Origin of the sequence: Paeniclostridium hominis, assembly GCF_014306135.1 — a bacterium.
In the GTDB taxonomy this organism is placed as follows: Bacteria; Bacillota; Clostridia; order Peptostreptococcales; family Peptostreptococcaceae; genus Paraclostridium; species Paraclostridium hominis.
The window spans coordinates 1,297,108-1,321,391 of the sequence record NZ_JACRWD010000001.1; the positions used below are offsets into that span (position 1 = coordinate 1,297,108).

25 protein-coding genes are annotated in these 24,284 nt (G+C 26.0%); 6 read left to right on the top strand and 19 right to left on the bottom strand.

Annotated elements, in window-relative coordinates; translation table 11 throughout:
* Positions 1-55 precede the first annotated feature (55 nt).
* The gene (locus H8891_RS06230; protein WP_187005649.1) at positions 56-1,171 is read left to right on the top strand and encodes a tyrosine-type recombinase/integrase; all 1,116 of its coding nucleotides are present in this window, start codon (positions 56-58) and stop codon (positions 1,169-1,171) included.
* An 81-nt stretch (positions 1,172-1,252) separates the two neighbouring features.
* Here the strand turns inward: H8891_RS06230 and panF are convergent, their stop codons facing one another.
* From panF to H8891_RS06250, 4 genes are all read right to left on the bottom strand, one after another.
* Positions 1,253-2,755 (bottom strand): sodium/pantothenate symporter, encoded by a 1,503-nt coding sequence (gene panF, locus H8891_RS06235; RefSeq protein WP_187005650.1) that lies wholly within the window; start codon positions 2,753-2,755, stop codon positions 1,253-1,255.
* Complete coding sequence (locus H8891_RS06240; RefSeq protein ID WP_187005651.1) at positions 2,755-3,069, bottom strand: YhdT family protein; 315 nt, start codon at positions 3,067-3,069, stop codon at positions 2,755-2,757. The genes panF and H8891_RS06240 overlap by 1 nt, the downstream gene beginning before the upstream one ends.
* A 209-nt stretch (positions 3,070-3,278) precedes the next feature.
* Entirely contained in the window at positions 3,279-4,220 is a 942-nt protein-coding gene (locus H8891_RS06245) for a 4Fe-4S binding protein (protein WP_187005652.1), read from the bottom strand.
* Positions 4,221-4,222: 2 nt separating this feature from the next.
* Positions 4,223-5,863 carry an FAD-dependent oxidoreductase gene (locus H8891_RS06250; RefSeq protein WP_187005653.1) on the bottom strand — a complete coding sequence of 547 codons (1,641 nt, stop codon included), beginning with the start codon at positions 5,861-5,863 and terminating at the stop codon, positions 4,223-4,225.
* A gap of 159 nt (positions 5,864-6,022) precedes the next feature.
* Here H8891_RS06250 and H8891_RS06255 point away from each other — a divergent pair, with 159 nt between their 5' ends.
* Together H8891_RS06255 and H8891_RS06260 are read left to right on the top strand one after the other, a co-directional pair.
* Entirely contained in the window at positions 6,023-6,907 is an 885-nt protein-coding gene (locus H8891_RS06255) for a LysR family transcriptional regulator (protein ID WP_147543987.1), read from the top strand.
* 176 nt (positions 6,908-7,083) lie between these two features.
* Positions 7,084-8,133, top strand: a complete 1,050-nt coding sequence (locus H8891_RS06260; protein ID WP_187005654.1) for a YeiH family protein — start codon at positions 7,084-7,086, stop codon at positions 8,131-8,133.
* A 48-nt stretch (positions 8,134-8,181) separates the two neighbouring features.
* Here the strand turns inward: H8891_RS06260 and H8891_RS06265 are convergent, their stop codons facing one another.
* The 9 genes from H8891_RS06265 to H8891_RS06305 form a co-directional block, all read right to left on the bottom strand.
* Positions 8,182-9,309, bottom strand: coding sequence for an XRE family transcriptional regulator (locus H8891_RS06265; protein ID WP_187005655.1), 1,128 nt, complete (start codon positions 9,307-9,309; stop codon positions 8,182-8,184).
* Between the two features lie 18 nt (positions 9,310-9,327).
* Entirely contained in the window at positions 9,328-12,492 is a 3,165-nt protein-coding gene (locus H8891_RS06270) for a DEAD/DEAH box helicase (protein ID WP_187005656.1), read from the bottom strand.
* A gap of 111 nt (positions 12,493-12,603) precedes the next feature.
* Entirely contained in the window at positions 12,604-14,583 is a 1,980-nt protein-coding gene (locus tag H8891_RS06275) for an alpha-amylase family protein (protein ID WP_187005657.1), read from the bottom strand.
* Positions 14,584-14,728: 145 nt separating this feature from the next.
* On the bottom strand, positions 14,729-14,905 hold the full coding sequence (locus H8891_RS06280; protein ID WP_187005658.1) for a hypothetical protein: 177 nt from the start codon (positions 14,903-14,905) through the stop codon (positions 14,729-14,731).
* Positions 14,906-14,981: 76 nt separating this feature from the next.
* On the bottom strand, positions 14,982-15,779 hold the full coding sequence (locus H8891_RS06285) for a hypothetical protein (RefSeq protein ID WP_187005659.1): 798 nt from the start codon (positions 15,777-15,779) through the stop codon (positions 14,982-14,984).
* A complete protein-coding gene (locus H8891_RS06290; RefSeq protein WP_187005660.1) occupies positions 15,773-16,474 on the bottom strand; it encodes an ABC transporter ATP-binding protein in 702 nt (233 codons plus the stop codon). Before H8891_RS06290 ends, H8891_RS06285 begins: the two co-directional genes overlap by 7 nt.
* A gap of 2 nt (positions 16,475-16,476) precedes the next feature.
* Positions 16,477-16,842 (bottom strand): GntR family transcriptional regulator, encoded by a 366-nt coding sequence (locus H8891_RS06295; RefSeq protein WP_187005661.1) that lies wholly within the window; start codon positions 16,840-16,842, stop codon positions 16,477-16,479.
* 144 nt (positions 16,843-16,986) lie between these two features.
* Positions 16,987-17,799 (bottom strand): HAD family hydrolase, encoded by an 813-nt coding sequence (locus tag H8891_RS06300; RefSeq protein ID WP_187005662.1) that lies wholly within the window; start codon positions 17,797-17,799, stop codon positions 16,987-16,989.
* 14 nt (positions 17,800-17,813) lie between these two features.
* Entirely contained in the window at positions 17,814-18,062 is a 249-nt protein-coding gene (locus H8891_RS06305) for a hypothetical protein (RefSeq protein WP_187005663.1), read from the bottom strand.
* Between the two features lie 160 nt (positions 18,063-18,222).
* On the opposite strand from H8891_RS06305, the gene H8891_RS06310 reads away from it, so the two are divergent.
* Entirely contained in the window at positions 18,223-18,831 is a 609-nt protein-coding gene (locus tag H8891_RS06310) for a methyltransferase (protein ID WP_187005664.1), read from the top strand.
* A 30-nt stretch (positions 18,832-18,861) separates the two neighbouring features.
* On the opposite strand, the gene H8891_RS06315 is transcribed toward H8891_RS06310, so the two are convergent.
* Positions 18,862-19,539 carry a hypothetical protein gene (locus H8891_RS06315; protein WP_187005665.1) on the bottom strand — a complete coding sequence of 226 codons (678 nt, stop codon included), beginning with the start codon at positions 19,537-19,539 and terminating at the stop codon, positions 18,862-18,864.
* A gap of 157 nt (positions 19,540-19,696) precedes the next feature.
* On the opposite strand from H8891_RS06315, the gene H8891_RS06320 reads away from it, so the two are divergent.
* A complete protein-coding gene (locus tag H8891_RS06320) occupies positions 19,697-20,137 on the top strand; it encodes a GNAT family N-acetyltransferase (RefSeq protein ID WP_187005666.1) in 441 nt (146 codons plus the stop codon).
* A gap of 61 nt (positions 20,138-20,198) precedes the next feature.
* On the opposite strand, the gene H8891_RS06325 is transcribed toward H8891_RS06320, so the two are convergent.
* Positions 20,199-20,933, bottom strand: coding sequence for a class I SAM-dependent methyltransferase (locus H8891_RS06325; protein WP_187005667.1), 735 nt, complete (start codon positions 20,931-20,933; stop codon positions 20,199-20,201).
* A gap of 522 nt (positions 20,934-21,455) precedes the next feature.
* Here H8891_RS06325 and H8891_RS15255 point away from each other — a divergent pair.
* Positions 21,456-21,674, top strand: coding sequence for an amidohydrolase family protein (locus H8891_RS15255; RefSeq protein ID WP_243207771.1), 219 nt, complete (start codon positions 21,456-21,458; stop codon positions 21,672-21,674).
* Positions 21,675-21,729: 55 nt separating this feature from the next.
* On the opposite strand, the gene H8891_RS06335 is transcribed toward H8891_RS15255, so the two are convergent.
* The 4 genes from H8891_RS06335 to H8891_RS06350 form a co-directional block, all read right to left on the bottom strand.
* Positions 21,730-22,338 (bottom strand): DUF3794 domain-containing protein, encoded by a 609-nt coding sequence (locus tag H8891_RS06335; RefSeq protein WP_147543970.1) that lies wholly within the window; start codon positions 22,336-22,338, stop codon positions 21,730-21,732.
* A gap of 170 nt (positions 22,339-22,508) precedes the next feature.
* Positions 22,509-23,021: a CarD family transcriptional regulator gene (locus H8891_RS06340; protein ID WP_187005668.1), complete on the bottom strand. Its 513-nt coding sequence runs from the start codon at positions 23,019-23,021 to the stop codon at positions 22,509-22,511.
* Positions 23,022-23,153: 132 nt separating this feature from the next.
* Positions 23,154-23,354, bottom strand: coding sequence for a cold-shock protein (locus H8891_RS06345; RefSeq protein WP_187005669.1), 201 nt, complete (start codon positions 23,352-23,354; stop codon positions 23,154-23,156).
* Between the two features lie 402 nt (positions 23,355-23,756).
* Positions 23,757-24,272, bottom strand: a complete 516-nt coding sequence (locus H8891_RS06350) for a nuclear transport factor 2 family protein (RefSeq protein WP_187005670.1) — start codon at positions 24,270-24,272, stop codon at positions 23,757-23,759.
* Between the last annotated feature and the right edge of the window lie 12 nt (positions 24,273-24,284).

Consider the following 24,284-nt stretch of genomic DNA (forward strand, 5'->3'; position numbering starts at 1 on the left):
TATTGAATTGAAATAAATGTATGTGCTATATTAATGTGTGAGGTGATGAAATAAAATGAAAGGAAGTGTAAGAAAAAGAGGTAATTACTATGAATACTCATTTGAAATTGGTAGAACAGTTGATAAAAATGGTAAAGTAAAGCGTAAACGTAAAAGTAAATCGGGATTTAAAACAAAAAAAGAATGCGAATTGGCACTAATTCAAGCTATATCAGATTTTGAAACTTCTGGAAGAGTAATATCTGAAAATAAAATAAGCGTAGATGAATATTTACAATATTGGTATGATAATTATGTTTGCAAATCATGCAGATATAACACCCAACATACTTATCGTAATTTCATCAAAAACCATATTAGCCCTTTTCTAGGTAGCTATTATCTTAATCAATTAACTCCAGCTATAATACAGAGTTTCCTTGATTCATTATTTGATAAAGGTTTATCTAAAAAAACATTAGAGTCTATTTTTAAAGTATTAAAGTTAAGTTTAGATATGAGTGTTTATCCTTATGAATTCTTAAAAGATAACCCATCTAAGTATGTAAAAATAAAGTATAAATTTAAAGATCCTAAGATTAATAGAATATCATTAGATGACGCAAAAAAAGTATTGATTTATTTAAAAGAAAATTATTATTTTAATTTTTACATTGCTTACCTTATATTTTTACACACTGGTTTAAGACGTGGTGAGTGTTTAGGTTTACAATGGGAAAACATCGACTTTGAAAATAGAATTATTAAGGTTAGACATCAAGCATTATATGCTAAAGGTAAAATAGAGTTAGTTGAATGTAAAACTGCATCATCCGTAGCTGATATATTGATGACAGAAACTTTATTCAATGAATTGCTTTCATACAAACATTTTATAGATTGTAAGAAATTAAATCATAATTTTGTTTGTATAAATACAGAGTATAGACCTATGACTTTTATAAATTTGAGCTATATAGTTGAGCGAATATCCATAGACCTTAACATACATGCAAATCCACATGCATTCAGACATTGTCACGCTCAATTAATGCTAGATAATAATATCCCAATTAAAGCTATTCAAAATAGAATGAGACATAGTAACGTTACAACTACACTGCAAAATTATGTCACTAGTAGCGAAAAGTTAGATAAAAATACTGTTGATGTAATTGAAAGTGTGCTATAATTAACGAAAAAACGACCTAGCATAAAAAGCTAAGTCGTCAAAATGTAGTCAATTCAATAAAACTTATGAAAATTTGATTGTCTATTTTTTATAAACTCCCCAGAAAGTTTCAATTGTATCATCTGTTGGAGGTTTTGTAATTTTAGATACTATAATAAAAGAAAGTAGTGATATTAATAAAGGAAGAACTATAGTGTGCATCCCAAATGGTCTTGGCCAAGTATAGCTAAATAATATATATGTTAAAATACCAGTTATTATAGATGCTATAGCTCCACTTGCATTTGCCCTTTTCCAGTATAGTCCTAAAACAATTGGCCATAAAAATGTAGCTATTATTCCTGCATTTGCATATAGGTTTAACCATACTATTAAATCTGGTGGTTTTATAGCTACAATGTATATAATTATACCTAAAACTGTTGTAACTAATAAACTTATAGTAGCAGTTTTTTTAGCATCTTTTTTTATTTTAGGATTTATATAGTTAGTATATATATCATTTACTATAGAACCAGAAGCAACTAATAGTTGAGAATCAACAGTCGACATTATTGAAGCTAGTGGTCCTGCTAAAACTATACCTGCTATTACAGGTGGAAATAATTGAATAGTTATAGTTGGAATAACTAAATCTCCGGATTCAATACCTGTAACTAAAGTTCTAGAAAAAGCACCTACTAAATGCATTCCTAAAAGTAATACCATAGATACTATAGTTCCATATTTTATTCCATCATGCAAACTCTTAGTATCTTTATAACTCATAGCCCTTTGAGAAACAGATGGGATACCAACTACTGCAAACCCAACTAAAATCCAAAAAGAAGTTACCCATGCCATACTCATATGCCCTGGAGTTACACCAAACGGAGTTATAAGTCCTTTATTTATACTTTGCATATTATTTATAATTCTCTCTACTCCTCCACCAGCTATTAGTGTTCCTATAAATATTGCAATGGTTGCAATCGTCATTATTACTCCTTGTATTGCATCAGATATAGTGACAGCTCTAAATCCACCTATTACTGTATGTACAATTACTGTTATTCCAAAAGCTGTAAGAGCTAATTTATAATCAATTCCAATAGCTCCTTGTAAAAGTCTTGCTGCTCCTACCCATTGTGCTGCCATCGCTGCTATAAAAAATACTACTATAGATATAGATGTTAATATAACTACTGAGTCTGATTTATATCTTTCTCTTAAAAAATCAGTGATTGTCACTGCATTTATTTTTCTAGCTATAATTGCAAATTTTTTACCAAGAACTGCAAGCGTAAAATAACCTGTTGGCATTTGAGCCATAGCTAAAAATACCCATCCTAATCCTTGAGTATAAGCCGTTCCAGGTCCTCCAATAAAACTTCCTGCACTTAAATAAGTTGTAACCAATGTCATAGCTAAAACAAACCCACCTAAATCTCTTCCACCTGTCATGTATTCATCCATAAATCCTTTTTCTCCGGCAGCTTTATTTTTAGCTCTATTTACAAATTTCATTGAATAAAAACCTACTACAAACACAACTATAAAGTATATTATAATAGGAATTAAAACTTGAAAGTTTATAGATTTCATTATTTATATTCCTTTCTATATTCTTTTAACTCATCTTCACTTAATCCGTCCAATGACATATTTTTGAAAAATTTATTTATCATTATAACGGTTAGTATAGAAAATAGTACTCCTCCTACTATACAACTCATAAAAAACCATGATGGAAAACCAAACATATATGTATATTCTGATACAGGTTTTGATCCTAAACCATAGCCAAATCCAAACCACCATATTAAATTGACTATACCTAATACTAGTCCCATTATAGCCTCTTTATTACATTGTTTATATCTAGGATCCTCTTCAAACTCTTTTCCTTTTTTCGCCATATAGTGTATCTCCTTTACTCATATTTACTTATTTAATATGTCCAAAATAAACTTTTCCTATTTTAGAAAATTATTCAAGTATACAATATACATTAAAAATATACCTTATCCGTAAGAATATGTCTATAAAATCTTAAAAATTCTCTAAATTCATATTAAAATTAAACATAAAAAAACTTGCAAAATTAAAATTTTGCAAGTTTTTTTAATTAACAAGTAGCTCCACCTACAGTATGCAATTGAGCTTCTAATATTTCTTCTTTTCTTTCAAGTACTTCATCTCCTAAAACTTGAACTTCTATGTTTTCAACACCTATTCTATCTATCATGTCCCCAAAACGTTCTCCTGTTTTACCTTGTTCTCTATATATAAGAAGAGTTTTTTCTAATATATTCATCATTTCTTCTTCACTATGTATTCCTGATATAGGAGTTCCTGGTCTTGAAGCTTTACCCCATTTACCTCCTAAGTATATCTTTAAACCTTTTTTCCCTTCATCAATTGCATCAAAATGACATTTTCCTATACATAACCCACAGTTATTGCATTTTTCTCTATCTATGAAAGCTTTACCATCAACTATGCTTATAGCTCCTACCTTACAAGTATCTCTAGGAGCACATTTTTTACATCCTGAACACATATCTTCATCAAAGTCTGGTACAAACTGTCCTATTACTCCAAAATCATTTAAACTAGGCTTTATACAGTTATTTGGACATCCTCCAACTCCTATTTTAAATTTGTGTGGTAATTTTACATCATACCATTTTTCATAAAACTCTTTATGAAGCTTAGTTCCTATTCCCTGTGTATCGCAAAGTCCAAATGTGCAAACTGTGCCTTTACATGGAACTATAGGTCTTACTCTAGAACCAGTTCCACCTGAAACTAAATTATCCTTTTTTAAATGCTCTTTAGTATTTTCTATATCTTCATATTTAATTCCAGGTATTTCTAAAGTAAGTCTTGATGTTAATGATATATCTCCACTTCCGTACTTCTTAGCTATTTCTGCAACATTTATTAATTGATCTGCAGTTATAGCTCCATTTTCAGTTATAACCCTACAAGAAAAATGTTTTCCATCATTATTTGATAAAAATCCTTGCCCCTTAACTTCTTTTCTCATTGCATCTGTTATTTTCATAATTAATTTACCCCCATTTCAGTATTTATCTCTCTATTTAAAGCTAATCCACCTTCTAAAATTTGTACATCTTTATATCCAAAATGCTTCATTCTATTGTATGCTAAATAAGCTCTTTTACCTCTGGCACAGACTAAAAGAATTTTATCATCATACTCAAACTCATCTAATTTTCCATTTAGTGTTGCTAAATCTATAAATGGTATACCTTCTAATTGAGGTTTTTTATTTACATCTGCTAATTTATAATCTTCTTGATTTTCAATAAAATCATTGTACCTTACTATTTTTACAGCTCCATCAATTTTATTTAAAAGTACATTTGCCACATGTCCTAATGGGTGTATAGCTGTTGAAAAAGGTGGTGCATATGCTAAATCTAGATTTTGTAAATCACCAATTGTAGCATTAAAAGTTATTGCTGTTGCTACTATATCTATTTGTTTATCAACATTTCCTTCTCCAAATATTTGAGCTCCTAATACCCTTTTACTGTTTTTATCTGCTATAAGCTTGATAATTATCATTTTAGAATCTGGATAATAATGTGCTTTATCATCTATTGGAACTATGACACTTTCTACTTCATAGCCTAAATTTTTTGCATCTTTTTCAGTTAGTCCAGTTCTTGCTGCATTTAAATTTAATAATTTTACTATTCCAGTTCCTAATACGCCGTTAAATGGAGTCTTTTCTCCGCTTATAGTTTTAGCAACACATCTTCCTTCTTTATTTGCAGATGATCCCATTGGAGACCATACAGACTTTCCACTTAGTATATTTTTTACTGTTACACAATCACCTACTGCATATATATCTTCATCATTAGTTTGCATATATTCATTAACTTTTATAGTTTTGTTTGTCTCTAATTCTAAACCACAATCACTTGCAATCTTTGTATTAGCTCTTATGCCAACAGCCATTACTATAATATCTGCCTTCATAGCTCTTTTATCTGTTCTTACTTTCTTTACTTTATTATCTCCTTCTATAGAAATTAATCTTTCTCCTGTTAAAACCATTATTCCATTTTCCATTAATTCATCTTCAACATAAGAACATACCTCATCATCAAAGCCTGGCATTATGTGGTCCATAGCTTCAACCAAAGTCGTTTTAATTCCCATTTCATGAAGATTTTCAGCAACTTCAAGTCCTATGAATCCTCCTCCTACTACCACAGCTCTTTTTACATTATCATTTTCAACAACTTCACGAACAGCTATAGCATCATTTGGAGTTCTCATATAATAAACTCCTTCCAAATCTATTCCTTCTATAGGTGGTTTTACTGGATCTGCACCTGTTGCTATAACCAATTTATCATAATTAAATTTAACTTCTTCATTATTATTTAAATTTATTGCATTTACTATTTTTTCATTTCTATCTATAGATAAAGCCTCTATTCCTGTTTTAACTTCTACCTGAGTTAAATCAGAAAAACTCTTAGGAGTGTTTACTATCAAATCTGATTTATTTTCTATAACTCCACCGACATAATATGGAAGTCCACATCCTGCATATGAAATATTCTCCCCCTTAGTTATAAGAGTTACATCTAAATCTCTATTTTCACGTTTTAGTTTTGCAGCTGTTTTAGTGCCTGCAGCAACTCCCCCAATTACTAATACTTTCATATTACCCCTCCAAGAATTTATATTAATTATATTTTTAACAAGTTCTATTTAACTAAAGTGTATCAACTGTATAGTATAATGTAAAATTATAAAATCTTATTGATTTATAAATTTAACTTATAGTACACTTTATTTATCAAAAGTGTATTGGGGGATACTATGATAGATTTTAGATTAAAAACATTTATAGACTTATGTGAAACTAGAAGTTATACAAAAACGGCAAAGAGACTATGCATTACTCAACCTGCCGTTAGCCAACATATCAAATACATAGAATCTAAATATAATATAAAATTATTTGATTACATAGGAAAAAATTTAATTCTAACTAAGCTAGGTCAAGATTTTTTAAATAATATTTTAAAATTAAAAACCATGTCTTTATCTATTGAAAATGATTTAAAAAATTCAAAATGTATATCTAAATCTTTATCATTTGGGGCAACTCGTAGTATTGGTGAATTTGTTATGCCAAATATTATAAAAAATTATTTAAGAGATTGTCCAAATGCTAATTTATCCATGGTTGTTGATAATACAAAAACATTATTGGATATGCTAAAAAAAGGTGTTTTAGAATTTTGTTTTATTGAAGGTCATTTTAATAAAGCAGATTATGAAACTCACTTATTTAGTTATGAAGATTTTATTTTTATTGCTTCTCCTGAAAATCACCTTGCTAAAAAATCCAATTTATCTATTGAGGACTTATTTGGAGAAAGTTTAATTCTTCGAGAACAAGGTTCAGGTAGCCGAGATATCTTTGAGCTGTGGCTTTATGAACAAAATTATTCTCATAAAAATTTTAACTCCCTACTTCAAGTAGGTAATATTAATTTAATAAAAGATTTAGTAAAAAATAATTTTGGTATATCTATAATTTATAAAGTTGCTGTAATGGATGAATTAGAAAAAAAAGAATTGATAATGCTAGATATAAATTCTATGAAGTTATCTCATGAATTTAATTTTATATATTTAAAAGATTCTATATTCGCTTCAGAATATGTGGACTTTTTTAATAAAATAAACAATTTTTAAACACCTTAACTACTGTTAATTCTCACGTTTTAGAAATTTTAAATTTATATTTTTATTTATTTTAATTTTTTAATTTTAAAAAACCTGTTGCAAAAACCTTTTCTTTAGCACTATAATTCAAATCAAGAGCTGGATAAATATTTAATTAACAATATTTATTTTTAGGGGGGGTTTTTATGTCAACAGGAATGTTGATGGGATTAGGAGTTTGTGCAATTTTAGCTAGTATTTCTACATTTTTAGGAAATCTTCAACATATAGTTGGTGCACCTATGATAGGTTTATTTCTAGGCGCTTTATTAGGAAATATAAAGCCTGCAAAAGGAGACTATAAAAAAGGAACGACATATGCAGCAAAAAAACTTTTAAAGTTTGGTATTATTTTAGCTGGTGCTACACTTAACTTTAATGCAATAATTCACACTGGTGGAAATGCACTTCCACTAATTATTACAAATATATGTATATCATTCTTAACTGCCTTATTGGTTGGTAAAGCTCTAGGAGTTTCTATAAATACAAGAAGATTGGTTGGATCTGGTACTGCTATATGTGGAGGCACTGCTATAGCTACTGTTAGTCCAATAATAAATGCAAATGATGATGAAATGGCTTATGCTTTGACAGCAATATTTTTATTTGATGTTTTTGCGGCTCTAGCATTTCCATTTATAGCTAATAGCTTAAACTTAACTCCAGATCAATTTGGCTTACTTGCTGGTACAGCTATAAGTGATACATCTAGTGTTGTTGCTGCTGGTGATACTTTTGCAAAACTTATAGGTATATCTTCTGCTGCTGAATTACCAGTTATAGTTAAACTTACTAGGACTACTTTCTTAGTTGTAGTAGCTATTGTATTTACAATCGTTGTTGTAAATGAAAAAAGAAAAGAAGCTCAGCTTGTAAGCGCAAACGCTTTAGGCGATTCATCTAATGAACCTAAAAAATCTTTTGGGAAAATAATTATAGATGTATTCCCTTGGTTTATACTAGGCTTTTTAGGTATGGCTATACTAAATACATTTGGATTTTTTCCTGAATCCATATCTCCATTTTTCAAAAAAGGTTATAAATTCTTGGTAACTACTGCTTTGGTAGGTGTTGGTTATAAAATAAATATAAAAGATTTGTTTACAAAAGGTGCAAAACCTATGATTTTAGGTGGTATAACTTGGTGTTCTGTTGCAATAGTGGCTATGGGTTATGTGCTTATATTAATGTAGATTTTAATATGTTTTTTAAGGGATGACAAAAATCATCCCTATCTTAATTTATTTTCTAAAGTTAACTGTTCTAACATTATCTTTATTATATTTATTTATATTTTTAGATAAAGTTCCTTCTTTTAATCCAAATAACTCTTCTATATCTTGTGGATATATGCTAAGACCATAGTTAGCTAAATTATTCATAAATAATCCTTCATTCATTAATTTACTTTCAATTAACATATCAAATGATTTTTTAAGTAATATTGGATGAGTAGATTTTATATTATCATCTAATGGCTCTTTTTTAGACCATCCTTTTTTATCAATTTGATTCATTAAATACATATATTTTTTGTAACTTACTTTTCCTAATTGATATCCTCTTAAAATCATAGCCCATATAGGAACTATCCACTTTTTCTTTAGCTCTATATAATCTTCTAATTCATGTACTCCTTCTAAATCTTCTAAAAAGCTTTCTTTTGGCATTAAAAATGCACATGCGAATTCATCTTTTGAAAACTTTTTAGATTGGATATTTGCTTCAACTGATATTATATATGCCAATTCATAAGCTAAGTCGTAATTTCTTATAGGAGCTGATTTTTTGTCATTTCCTAAAGCTATAAAGTATCTAGATTCTTTGTCGATACTTTGTTTTTGACTAAAAGCTAAAGCCCCTTTTTTGTCTATATTTGTAGCTGATATAAATATACCATTTATTTCAAGTAAACTAACCATATTTCCTATAGGTCCATTGCCTAAATCAAAAAATTCTCTTACTTTTTGAGCTAATTCTTCTATATCATCATTTCTATTTAAATTATTAGGTAAATTCATTTCAGGGAATTTTATATATCCTTGTATAAATTTAAGTAATCTGTGAGTCATTACTAATTTTTCTTTTAAAGCTATATCATCCACTCTTGGTAATGTAGATTCCGTTCTAATATGCGTATTTTCAACTACTACATTTACAGCATCTTTTTCACTAAAGTAATCTTTTGGGAAACTTAAGGCATTAGCTAATTTCATTTCATTTTCTAATGTTGGCTTATATTTATCTCCTTCAAAAGCTAATATATCCTTTTTGTTTATTTTAGTTTCCTTTGCTAAAACATCTACAGTCTTTCCTCTATATACTCTAGCATTTTTTAGTTTCTTTCCGTTAAATATTTTTTTACTCATATTATTTTACCTTTCTATTTATGTCAATAAATCTAATATTGCATCATTAGATAAATTTTTAAGCACTCCTGAATCTGACAATTCATTACTTATTATATCATCTATTAACTTGCTTTTGTTTTCTTGAAGCTTAACAATTTTTTCTTCTATTGTTCCTTTAGCTATTAATTTTATAACTTCTACTGTTTGTTTTTGTCCAAATCTATGTGCTCTATCACTTGCTTGATTTTCAACTGATATGTTCCACCATGGATCAAAGTGAATTACTGTATTTGCAGAAGTTAAATTTAGTCCTGTTCCTCCTGCTTTTAAAGATATTAAAAACACTTTTTTATTAATATTTTTATTAAAATCATCTACTAATTTAATTCTATCTGTAGCTTTAGTTTGTCCATCTAAATAATTATATTCTATGTTTTCTTTATCAAGGACAACTGCTATATTTTGTAATACACTTGTAAATTGAGAAAATACCAATACTTTATCATCATTTTCTATGATGTCTTTTAGTATTTCTATACAAGCACTTATTTTTGAGCTTTTTCCTTTATAGTCAGTTACAATTAAGCTTGGATCTAAGCATAATTGTCTAAGCTTAGTTAAATAAGACAATACAGTAATTTTATCATTACTTTCATATTTATCTTGTAGCTTTCTTTGTATTTCATCTACGTAAGTTTTATATATTTTTCTTTGTTCTTTACTTAATTCTACTAAAAACTTTTTTTCAATTTTATCAGACAATTCTTTTATAACCTGCTTTTTAGTTCTTCTTAGAATGAAAGGTTTTATAAGTTTTTTTAATCTTATAATATTACTTTCATCTCTTATAAAGATAGCATTAAACTTACTTACATTGTATAAATACCCTGGCATTATGAAATCAAAAATTGACCATAATTCTAATAAATTATTTTCTATAGGTGTACCTGTAAGTGCAAATTTACATTTAGCTTTTATACTTTTAACTGCATCAGTAGTTATAGATGTTGGGTTTTTAATATTTTGAGCTTCATCTATAATTATATAATCAAAATTTATATTTTCATATTTTTCACAGTCATTTCTTAGTGAACCATATGTAGTTAGTAACACATCTATGTTCTCAAGATTATCAATTATTGATTCTCTTTCTTTTTTACTTCCATGAACTATACCTATGTTTAAGCTTGGCGCAAAATTTTCAAACTCACTTTTCCAGTTATGTATAAGTGATGTTGGAGTTATGACAATACTTTTACATCCTTTTTTAGACAGTAAAAATGTTATGGTTTGAAGAGTTTTACCTAAACCCATCTCATCTGCTAGTATACCCCCAAATCCACAATAATCTAGTGTTTTAAACCAATTAAAACCTTCTAATTGATAGTCTCTAAGATTAGCTTTTAAATCACCAGGAACTTCATAAACTATATTTTCAATATTGTTGAACTTATCAATTATTTTATTAACATTTTCAATACCATCTATATATGGAAGTTTCTTTTCTGTTAATATTTCATTTATATACATAGCTTTACTTTGGTGTATATTCATTTCTTTTATGTTATTAGTAAAACCTAAACTTTCCATAAGTTTAAACATTTCTTTAGTTTCATCTTCTTCTAGATTTATGAAGTTTCCATTTTTAAGTTTATAAAATCTTTTATTAGCTTTAAATGCTTTTAGTATTTCTTTATATTCTTTGCTATCTACATCTTCTATCTTAAATTTAAATTCTAAGTAGTGATTTATTTCTTCGCCCAATCCAACTTTTATATTAGAAGAATTATATACCTTTTTTTCTTTGAATTTATCTGAATAATAAACTTCTCCAATGTTTTTAAGCCTATTTATTTCTTTACTTAAAAAGTCATATAGTTGCGCATCTGTACCTCTAAATACATACTTATCTTTGTCTTTTTCAAAATAATTTGTATATAGTCTATATATGGCTGCTTCTTCTTTTTCAACATCTCTAATTACAAATTTACCTTCATCTTCACCTTCGTAGTACATTTTTACATTGCAAATTATTTTAGATTCTTCTAAATCAAAGTAATATTTTACAATTAAATCTTTTGCTATATTATTAGTTATACTGTCATCTATATTTATACTTTTTGATATTTCTTTAAGTTTTGGTATCAAACTTGTTAGACATTCACTTATTTCTTCTTTTTCAAACGCTATAGTTTTATATTCTTTTAAAACCTCGTATATCTTTTTATAATAAATTCCATTCATATCTGAAAGCAAATAAATATTACATTCATAAAACACTACATCTCCTTTATCGGATAAAGGTATTGGTAGTTTCTTATTACTTGATATAACTATTTTATCTTCTACTTTTTTTATATCTACATTTATTGGAACATTACCATCTATGATTTGTGGATTATAAGTTTTTCTGTCAAAATTAAAAGTAAATTCTTTATACTTCATACACTCCATAAGCCTTTTAAGTAAACTTGAGTTTAATATCATATATCTATTTTTTCTTGCATTTATATTATCAGCTAAACTTAATCCATAGTCTTCTATAAACTGTGCCAAATTTTCATCATCCTCAAAATAACTACTTTTAGGATCGTATACAAAACTTCTTCCATAAACTATGCTGTTTCCTTCTATTCTCGCTGCTGCAAATTGCTTAAAATCTTTTAGCGCATACATTTTATCATTGCCTATTTTAAATTCTGCTTCCAATGTATCATTTAGGTAATTTGTTATATCTACTTCTATATTAACTTTTTCCTTTGGAATTACTTTAAAATAATTCAATAAATCTTTATTTATAAATCTTGTATTTACTTTAGGTTTAGTTTTTTCTTTTATATCAAGAGTTTTTAGCTTTAAATTATCAACTATATTTACTTTTAGCTCATCAATTCCTTTTAAAGTGATTGATGCTATGTGCTTACATATAAAGTTATTGTGGAGTGTAGTGTTTTGATTGAAGTCTTCACAAGTACAACCACTACTTATAATCTCTTTATTATCTATGTCTATAATTAAAAAGCTATCATAAATGTCTCTTTGGTATTTAGAAACTATGCTTCCATAAAAACTAATTTTATTTTCTTCTTTAGAATAATTACTTTCTTCTATGTAACCTTGATTGTAATAGTCTCTTCCTCTATCTAATCTATACTTATCTATGTTTTGTAGTAATACTTCATTTACTATTTTAAAATCCATTTACCCACCTAATTTCTTTTAAGTCATGACTTTTATTATATATTTTTTGTTAAAAATAATAAAGACTGTAGTTTATTATTTTTAAACTACAGTCTTTATATTACTTTAATTTTATCTAATTATTATCATTTCATGTCCATAAATTTTATCAATTTTAAACTTAATTTTGTTATTATCTTTAATAAAGTTTATACTTTCATCACTTTGGTATTTTCTAATACTACTTATATTAAAATCCTCTATTTCTAAAGTAAATTCAGTATCAAATAAAGGTATTATATCTTCTATAGTATAAATATCTTGAGATCTTTTTTCTGTTATGTAATGAAGTAAATGTAGTACATAACCATTGTTGTCTAAATCATATTGTAATGTTGATAATATTGTAGATGGTCCATTGTGGCTTACCAGTTTGCTATTCATTAATAAATCAATTGCATCTTTTATAATTTCTTTACACCATCTAGCTGCATTTTTTCTATATATACTAAATATAGGATGAGCAAAATAAATTTTATTTTTATGTAAAGTAGCAGCTGGATTACCTATTTTTTTACTAGATGGAGTGTGTTGGTGAGAACAGAACTTTCCATCTTCTCCCCTATTAAAATATGGATTTATTGTATCTAATAAGATAGTTGAATTAACACACTTTGTATCTATTTTACTTAAGTACATTACAAATTCTTCTTTTGGCAAGCTCCTTCCTATTTTATCATTTGGCTTTATAAAGTCTCTATCATACTTTGATTTTCCTAATCGCTTATTTCCAAAGAAATCTATTTCTTCATTTAAATCTAAACTTTCATAGCTTCCTATTACTTTTCCTCCATTTTCCACATAAGCTTCAAGTCTTTCTTTTAATTTTAAATTTCCTTTTATAGTATCCGGTATGATTATTAATTTGTAGTTATTAAAATCAATATTCATATCAATAATATCAAATTGATATGATAATTCTTGTAACATTCTAACAGCTCCTACTAAAGCTTGAGATGTTCCTTTTTCATTGTTAAAACCTTCTGGTGTTAATAATCCAATTTCAGATATAACTTTAACATTTGATAAATATTTTTCTTTTTCTTTAACAGATTTATATACTTTTCCTATTAAATCATAAGCTGATTTGGATAAATTCCCATTTGGATGCAATTGATCTCCAATTGAACATTTACATCCTTGTGCTAGCATGTTAAAACATTCAAACTCTAAGGCTGCTTGGTTTTTTAAAGAATGGAAGTCTCCCCAATAAGTATGGAACTTCCCTGTCATACCTAATATTTCCTTTCCTAAAAGTCTTGCAAATCTTACAGTTGTTGGGAAATGATCATAACCCCATCCTCCACTTGGAAGTGACTCTAGCTCTAGATGTGTAAATGAATCTAAAGAATCCCAAAATCTAGGTCCTATATGTGAGCTATTATAAAAAATAGTAGCATCTTTTACTTTAGAGTTTATTAAATCTGTTACTTCTTTTCTAAATTCATTTAACATTATATTTGAATAAGCTAGTCTTTCTTCTTTTATGTTAATATCTATATTTAAATTCTTCATCTTTTCTTTACAATAATCACAACTACAGTCTACTGCAAATAAAATATCCATAAAAAATCCATCTATATTTTCACATCCTACTGATTCAATTATATCAATTATGTGTTCTTTAAAATATTCTCTATATGGTGAATTTAAACATATTGTATTGTAAAAATGTGGCTTTTCTACATTCTGAGTACAAATTGGATTTCCTTTGAAATCTTTACTTAACCACTGAGGATAATTTTCACTTATATATCCATCCCATTGGACAGTCGTGTAAATTGGTACTTTTATGTTTAGTTCATGACATGCTTTTATTTGTTCAATTAATAAATTTTTATTTTTTAAATTTGGGTGAATCATATCTGGTTTATTTCTAGATGGGTAATATAGCCATCCATGATGACATCTTGCAAAACATGTTATGGAATTTACACATGCTTTATCAAGAGTTTGAGCAAATTTATTGCTATCAAAATCAATACCTATATCATCAATATATTCACTTGTATGAAAATCTAAATGTATTTGTCTAAAGTTTAATTTTTCCATGTTATCCCCCTTATTATTAAATTTTAAAAATAAATTTAATCTTCTTAATAATAATTCTATTTTTCATATTAATATACCTACTAAATATTTAATAATTATTAAATAAAAATAAGGTAGCTTTTTAGGCTACCTTTAAATGTATATTTTAGTTAGTTATTTGCTTAGTTAAAGCTCCTTGTCTTTTTGATGATACTTTTTTGTCTACTGTTTGACTTTCTTCGTATTCTGATTCAAATGCTTGATTTCTTTGATTATGATTTACCATAGCTTGTAATGATTGAGCTTCGTTTTTATACTCATCATATTTTTTAGATTTTTTCATATAATCACCCTTTCTTAATTTCTTAAGATTAGGTTATGATTTTTGAAGTTTTTTAAACGATATAAAATTTACCTTATTAGTTTAAATTAAGCTTCTTATTTAATGTATAATTTAAAATTAAAAACAAAATAATAATTAAAAATATATTTTGTAATATTCCAAGAGTCATTACTTTGATAAATGCTCCCATAAATTCTAAATTTGAAATATCTGGTTTTAATCCTATATTATTATTTATTGTATTTAAAATAGTTACTAAGCTACTTATTGTAATAAAAATCAAAATTGATGAGATGTTTTTGTACTTAGCAAATATAGATAATTGAGATATTGCAATTGAATTATAAACTATAAATATTATTATAGATACTATACTTATAAGCAATAATATTGAAAGTATAATAACTATTAAATCTTTATTAGTACGTGTTAACTCTTGAAAACTAATCATTTTATCACCTATATAAAATGTAATTCCTGAACCATATATCATTCCTATAGATGTCGCCTGTTGAATCATAAATAAACTATATGAAATTAAAGTAACTATAATAGTTCCCATAATCCATAATACAGCCGATATATATTTAGATAGTATTAACTTAGTACTACTTAAAGGAAGAGTAAACATTAAATATCCTTCATCTTCTAATAAATTCTTTTTAAACCTTTGTATACATATTACTATTGTTAACGTAATTAATGCTACAAGCAATGCCATAGTAACTATACCAAAAATTTTTTTGTTAGATAATGATATTTCACTGCTTATAAATATACTGTTTATAATACACATACCTAATATAGAAATATACATTGGTACTAAAACTTTAGCAGTTGCTCTTAGCTCATATTTCAGTAGTTTTCTTAACATTTAAACTCCTCCTTAAATAAAGCATCTATAGACATACCTTTATTTCCTCTTATATCATCTACTTCACCCTTTAATATAATTTTTCCATTAGAAATTATTATTACTTCATCACATATATTTTCAATTTCATTTATAAGATGTGTGGATATTAAAAGAGTTGAGTCTTCATTAAAATTTTTTAATATAGTTTTTATTATATAAGCTCTTGATGCTGGATCTACCCCACCTATCGGTTCATCTAATATATATAATTTCGCATTTCTTGACATAACCAATATTAATGCTACTTTTTCCTTAGTTCCTTTTGACATAGACTTTATTTTTTCATTTATATCTATGTTAAGGTTTTTAATCATATTTTTAGCTTTTTTTATGTCAAAATCTTTATAAAAATCACTAAAAAACTTTAAAATTTCCTTAACTCTCATATCTTCGTTTAAATGATTTCTATCTGGTAGGTAAGATATTATTTCTTTAGTTTTTACTGATGGCTTTAATCCATTTATTTTAACTTTGCCTTTATCACATTGAGTTAATCCATTTATCATTTTTATCATAGTGGTTTTACCACTTCCATTTGGTCCTAATAGTCCTACTATCTTTCTCTTTGAAATATTTATATTTAAATCTTTAAATAATTCCTTATCCCCATATTTTTTATATACTCCCTCAAATTCCACTATACTTTCATTCATTATTACCCCTCCATTATATTAATTTTTATAATGTTTATAATTTCATCTTTTTTATATCCTAATTGGATTAATTTTTCTTTTAATGAATTTATTTCTTTGTCTGCTATTTCTTTTCTCATGTTTTTTATCTTATCTTCGTCACTTGTTACAAATCTTCCACTTGTTCTTTGACTATGTAGTAGCCCTTCCCTCTCTAGCTCTGCCAATGCTCTTTGCATAGTATTCGGATTAACTTCTGCTTCTGATGCCATATCTCTTACAGAATTTAATTTAGATCCTATTTCAAATTCCCCTGATATTATTTTAAATTTTAATATATCTACTAGTTGTAAATATATAGGTTTATTATTGTCAAATTCCCAGGTCAAGTTTTATCACTTCCTCATTGTATTAATTACTTAATACAATAGTATAATAATTCAATATCACTCGCAACAATATTTACTAAATTTATTTAAATAAAAAAACTATCTTAAAATACATATAAAGCTTAGTATTTTAAGATAGTTTTTTTATAATGATAATGTTTCCTTTTGTATAACTTCTTCTTGTATAGTTTTAGTAACTCCACATTCTTCATTAGTGTACTTAGTTTCAAAATTAGCGATTTTTTTTACATCATTATGTCCATTTTTCATGGCATAACTATAATACGCACTTTTCATCATTTCTATATCATTTAAATGATCTCCAAAAACCATAGTTTCTCCATAACTTATATCAAACATCTCTTGTACTTTTTTTATTGCTATTCCTTTGTTAGCTCCTAAGCTATACATATCTAGCCAATATTTACCTGATGGAGTTAATGTTACATTTTCTATATTTTCTTTTTTAAATCTAGAATAACTATTTGTTTCTGCATCTTGCATATCAAACATATTAACTTTAAATATTACATCATCTACATCTAGTAATGAATCTACTTTTATAACTGGAACATTCATTGGAAAATGTATATTAAGCAATTCTATTGATTTATCATCTTCTAAATATAACCCCTTTGTTCCACAAAGCACAGGGTATGCATCTTTTACATCACGACCTATTTTTACAAGTTTGTCTATAGTATCTTTTTCCAAGAACTTAGAATATATACACTTGTCTTTATAATATATAGCTGTTCCATTTTCGCATATAAATAGTAATTCATCTTTATACTCATTGAATTTATAAACTATATCTAAATAATTTCTTCCTGTAGATATAGCAAATATTATATTTCTTTCTTTTAAAGCTTCTATAGTTTCCTTAAAGTCATTTGGAATTTCGTGATTACTATTTAGTAATGTCCCATCCATATCAGTTGCTATTAATTTAACCATGATACTCCTCCTGTTTATTTAGATATTTTTATAAAAACTATTCCTATAAGTATAGCTACAAATAAAGAAAAAACCGCTCTATGTGTTTTCTTTAATTTGTATTCATTATAAGCTAATGTTATTTGTTGAAGCGATAAGCCAACTAATATCATTTTAGTTATAAATTCCCCTGCAATTATTTTTAACATGGATAAAAAGGCACATATAAATATAATTACACATAATCCTATGTTAAGTTGTTTTAAATTGTTATTATAATACATTCACTACCCCCTAGACTTTACTTATTATTATTATACATAAAAAATGTAAAAACTAAAAGATATGCATATAATATTACAAATATTTAATATACTGTTGTCTATATACTTAAAAAGCTATACAATATAGTAATTAATATTTATTAATGAAAGAGGAAATTAAATGGATGAAAAGTTTTATGAGAAATTATTAAATATAAATACTACAGGTGAGAAACTTTGGGATGAAAGTATAACTCATTATCATCCTTATCAAGCTACCTCATACATCGCCCTTGATATATTATTTAAAAATTATACTATGAATAAAAGTGATTATGTAGTTGACTTTGGATGTGGTAAAGGAAGACTTATATTTTATCTAAATAGTTTTTTTAAATGTAGTGTTACTGGAATTGAAATGGATGAAAATTATTACAAAGACTGTTTAATTAATAAAGAGAATTACTTAGATAAACATAAAAGGTTATCTACTCAAATAGATTTTAAGTGTATGCTAGGTCAAGATTATAAAATTAAACCTTTAGAAAATAAATTTTACTTTTTTAATCCTTTCTCAATTAATATATTTAGAAAAATCATAAACAATATTTTAGATTCTTATGACGAAAATCCAAGAGTTATAGATTTAATACTTTATTATCCTTCTGAAGATTATATATATTTTCTTGAAAATAATACAGGATTTTTACTATTTGAAGAAGTTAGACTACATGGATTATATGAAAAAGATTGTTGTGAAAGATTTTTAGTTTATAGACTATATTCATAATTTAGTAAAAAATAGTTGGCAACTTGCCAACTATTTTTTATCTTCTTTGTTTTTAATTTTTCTTATTATTAATATTGCTAATACTATTATTAATATTAGTATAGCTACTGATAATATTAATATATTTTTTATATTCGGTACTTTTCCCTCCACATGTATGTTATTTAAATTATTTAATGTAAAGTCCCAGTTATATGTGTATATGCCATTTTTTACAGAGTTAGATGTAGCATTTGATTCAGTAAGTTCTATTGGTACATTTAAATGAAGTCCTAAATTAAATCCTGAACCAAATAAATTAAGCACTCCCATTTCTTCTTTACTCATATTTTTTTGCATATAGTCTTTTAATTTTATATTAACATCATACATTGAGTATAAGAATTTCTCATTTTTCTTTATGTCTATAATGTCAGCATATTCACTAAGGTTTTTGTTATCCTTTATTTTTAAATCGGTAATATTTCCTAGATTTTCAGTTATTTTAAAACCACTTTTTCCTGATTCTTTTATTTTTTCAACATTATCAAATTTTGATTTTAAATCTTGCTCTTTTATATTTTCCATTAAATAATCGTTACTTAATATTTGAGTAGATACACTTATATTTCCTTTTTTATCCACATTTAAAGTTATATCTGAATCTACACAACCTGTTAAAATTACAACAGTCATAAACATTATAATTGATATTAGTAATTTTTTCATATTTTCCCCTTTCTTTAGTCATAACTTTTATTGTTTGATTATATAATAGTAAATTATCTATGTTTTGTAAATTACTATCTCTACTTCTAATTATATATTCATTACGTTATTATATATTTATATGCTTAAATTTATTTATTGAAAGGAAGATAATTGTATGTATAAAATAAAACATTTTAAAGATTTAAGTACAAATGAGTTTTATGAAATAGCTAAAGCTAGATATGAAGTTTTTGCATGTGAACAACATATATTTGAAGAAAATGATTTTGATGATGTAGATAAAAATTGTTATCATATTTTTCTCGAAAAAAATGATAACATAGTTGCTTACGCCAGAATAATACCAAAAGAATTTAGTTCTTATGAAGATGTATCTATCGGTCGTGTATTAGTTTTAAAAGAATCTCGAGGATATGGTATAGCCCGTGATATGATGATTGAAGCTATTAATTTTGTCAAAAATAATTTAAAAGAAGAACATATAACTTTATCAGCTCAAGAATACATAAAAAATCTATATTCATCCCTTGGGTTTAACGAAATATCTGATATTTATGATGAGTGCAATATACCTCATGTAAAAATGAGATTATAAAAAAGCTATTTTAAAATAGCTTTTTTATATATTTATTATATCCTGTGATATTTGCATATTTTTATCTCTTTTTAGCTGATATCATAAGAAACATTGGTCTTTTAAACTCATTTTTAAAGTATGGATTTTCATCTACCATATGTTTTGATGGTACTGGTTCAGAAATTTGTATAATATTAAATCCAGTTTTAATAAGTGTATTTATATAATTTTCAAAAGTTCTATGATATTTTATAACATCTTCTCCTAAGAATTTTGTATTTCTAATACCTTCACTTTGATAATTATCAATTGGCCAATTTAGTATATCACCATCTTTTGAGTAATTCCAATCTTGAGTTTCATTTGATGTAAATATCGGATGTTCAACGGAAAATATAAAATCTCCATTGTCATTCATACTATTATAAATAATTTTACATATCTTATCAAAATCTTTTATATAGTGAAATACTAAAGAACTAATTACTATATCAAATTTCTCTTTCGAAAAATTTATATCTTCTATAGATATACACCTGTATTCTATATTATTATAATTTGTGTTTTCCTTTGCACGGTTTAACATATTTTTTGATATATCAATTCCAAGTACTGAAGCTGCCCCTTGTTCAGCTGCATACCTACAATGCCATCCAAACCCACATCCAAGATCTAAAACTTTTTTACCTTTAAATAATGGAAACATATTTTTTAAAATATGCCACTCCCCTGCTGATTCAAGACCTTTGGTCGAACGATCCATTTGGCTATATTTTTTGAAAAATTCATTATCATCATATTTATTTTGCTTCATGATTTTTCCCTCCCCATAAATTTATTTAGTAAACAAATAATATCATTTATTTTAAATGAATATCAACTCATATATGTTATTTATCTTTTTAGATATAGCTTATTACTTATATATGAGATAATTTTAATTAATATAAATTTATAGTATAATGTTAAATAATGCTAAAGAGAAACATTATTCAATTTTAGTTAAAGATGGTAAAATATTTAAAGTTGGAGAAAAAATGATTTATTAAAATTCACAAGTAAAAATACACAAATGATAGATTTAGATGTAATTTAGATAATGAAATCAGACCTGTAATTATACATGCTTAATTGCTTCCTAAAGATCAATTCGATTCAGTAAAATCTCTTAAAATGATACAATCTTTCTTTTTAGCCCATGTTTACCATTGGGGAGATATTCATATTAAAAACTTTGGTTTTAAAAGAGCTAGTGAAATAAGCCTTGCTAATTCTTGCTTGAAAAAAATATATAAGATTTACACTCAATCAAGACTCTCCAGTTATAAAACCTAATATGTTAGAAACTATATGGTATTCTGTAAATAGAGTAACTAAAAATAAATTATTATTAGGCGAAGATGAAAGAATTGCTCCACTAGATGCCATAAAAGAAGGTAAATTAGCAGATTTAATTATTTTAGATAAAAACCCATTAAAAGTTAATCCTATGGATATTAAAGATATAAAAATTTTAGAAACAATTAAAGAAGGTAATTCAATATTTAAAATATAAATAAAAAAACATTACTGAAAGTTTTAATTTTCAGTAATGTTTTTTTATTTATATTTTACTTGTAGTGTTTATTCCATTTTGAATCATAAAAATCATGACTTGCATTACCCCCATATGCTTTATCTTCTCTATAAATATATTCTTCTATGTCTTGATAATATTTATTTGGGTTATTATTACAATAATTTCTGCAATCTTGACAATAACTAAAATTATATAATTTAGGACAAATAATAAATAGCAAAGAAATATCAATAATATTTTTTTCAAAATGTCTAACACATATATTCTCTAATCCAATAAAAATAGATTCTATGATGTCTTTGCACTCATCATAACAAAGGTCTTTTAACAATACAAATTCACAAAATGGAATACTCCAATGAGCTGAGTGAAGAGATTGTTGACAATTATCAGCTGTATATATTATTTTGATATTTTTTTTACCTGTTATAAATAATTTAGGACCTAATATCGTATTTAAAACAGAGTAATCCTCAATACATATTTTAGCATTAACCTCGTTTATGCACTCTATATCAGGCTTTTCATCTGGAATACATAACATAATATCATCTAAACATTGTTTATAGTATTTTTCACATTTAGAGTTTGGATATTTATCTAAAGATGTAATTCCAGTGATAGATATATTATCAAACATATCCACTCCCCCTTAATTTAATTTTTATATAAATATTAAAATACTTACTTATTTTATATATGCCATTTATTTAAATATTGTTATTATATTTATTGAAATTTTAATGTTGTATTTATTAAAAAACAGTAACAATATTTAAGTAAGAGTGTATAAATTTAATTATGGACTCACTATTTATTTTCATACTCTTTTATTTTTTCTTTAATGTAGTCTGCTACTTCTTCTCTAGGTATTCCTAAAACAACTGAAAACTCATCATTGATTAGACCTTCAGCTACTTTCATAAACCTATTATCTATTTGCCCAAGTTTTTTCCCATTTTTCATAGCCTTATCTTTTTTTTCATAAATACCTGCTATTAAAGTTAATAAGTCTGAACATTCATGAGTTTGCAATAGATTTTTATAATAAATTTGTAATAACCTTGAATTTTTCTCATTACATTTTTTGTCTTTTATATAAGGGATACTTTCAATTAATTGTTGAACTTCTTCATAATTAATTAAACTTCTCATAAAGACACTAGTATCTATTGGTGTGAATATTTTCCCATTTTCATATAATGGTTTAAGTGTATAGTAAATTCTTTTTTTGTTAATACCTGAAATATTGAGTACACCCACATCTTCTACCTTACATACCCCATCATTTCCATAAATAATATATTCTCCAATCTTATACATCCTCTACATCTCCCATCTTCCTTTATATTTTATATATAAAAATAAAAATCAATAAATCTGATTATACTTGTACTCTATTTTTAAATATATAAAAAAAGACCCTCGCAAGGATCTTTAAAAACAATATATATATTATAATATAGTTATGTTTTCAGCTTGAGGACCTCTAGCACCTTTAACTATATTAAAGTTTACTCTTTGACCTTCTTCTAATGATTTGAATCCATCAGTTTGTATAGCTGAGAAATGAGCAAATACATCATCTCCACCTTCTACTGATATAAATCCAAAACCTTTTTCGTTATTAAACCATTTTACTATTCCATTAGTCATTTTGACTATCTCCTATAAACCGATCAAGATTTTTCTTGATTTACTTTTGTATTACTACAATATTTATTATAACACAAATAATAAATATTAGCTAGTTTTATTATTTTTGATGTATTATATATTCTAATTGTACTATTCTAATTTTAAATATTTCTTTTAAATGTATAATACGTACCATCAAAATAACATATATAAATGCATATTATTAAAAATAAAACCATCACTATATTTAATACAAAAGCTTTATCTCCTACATAATAGTTAATAACTTGGTTATTTAAGATATAATAATTTTATATAAAAATTGCAAATCCTACATTACTATGAATATCAAATTTATAAAATATAAAAAATCTATAAAATAAAAACAGGTATTGATTTTTATCAATACCTGTTTTTATTTTATTCTTTACTATGCATATTATAAGTAATTTTTGCACTTTTGGGATCGTTTCTATCCCATCTTTCTTCAAATGTACGTTTATATCCAATTGTTTTTATCTTCCACTCTCCATTAATTTTTTCATAGCTTTCACGATAAAATGCTCCGCCTCTGATTCCCATGTTTCTATCTAATAATATTAAATTATCTCCTAAATACCAGTATGCAAAAGCTTTAGTATCACTTTCAAACTCGATTTCAGGAGTATGACATTGATGCATAGTTATATGTTCTGGTGGCATACAAGTTCTAAAGAAATTTACAACTTCTTCTTTTCCTGTAAAAGAAAGTTTTCCATCTGAGTAACTTGTAGTTACATCCTCACAAAAACATTCTCCTATTGTATCCCATAACTTTGAATCTAAACAACGTAAATATTTTCCCTTTAAACTTTTTATAGCTTCTATATCTTTAAGTCTTGTAATTTCTTTTTCCATCTCTATTAATCTTTTTTCTAGCTTTTCAATCGTACTCATACTGTCTCCCCC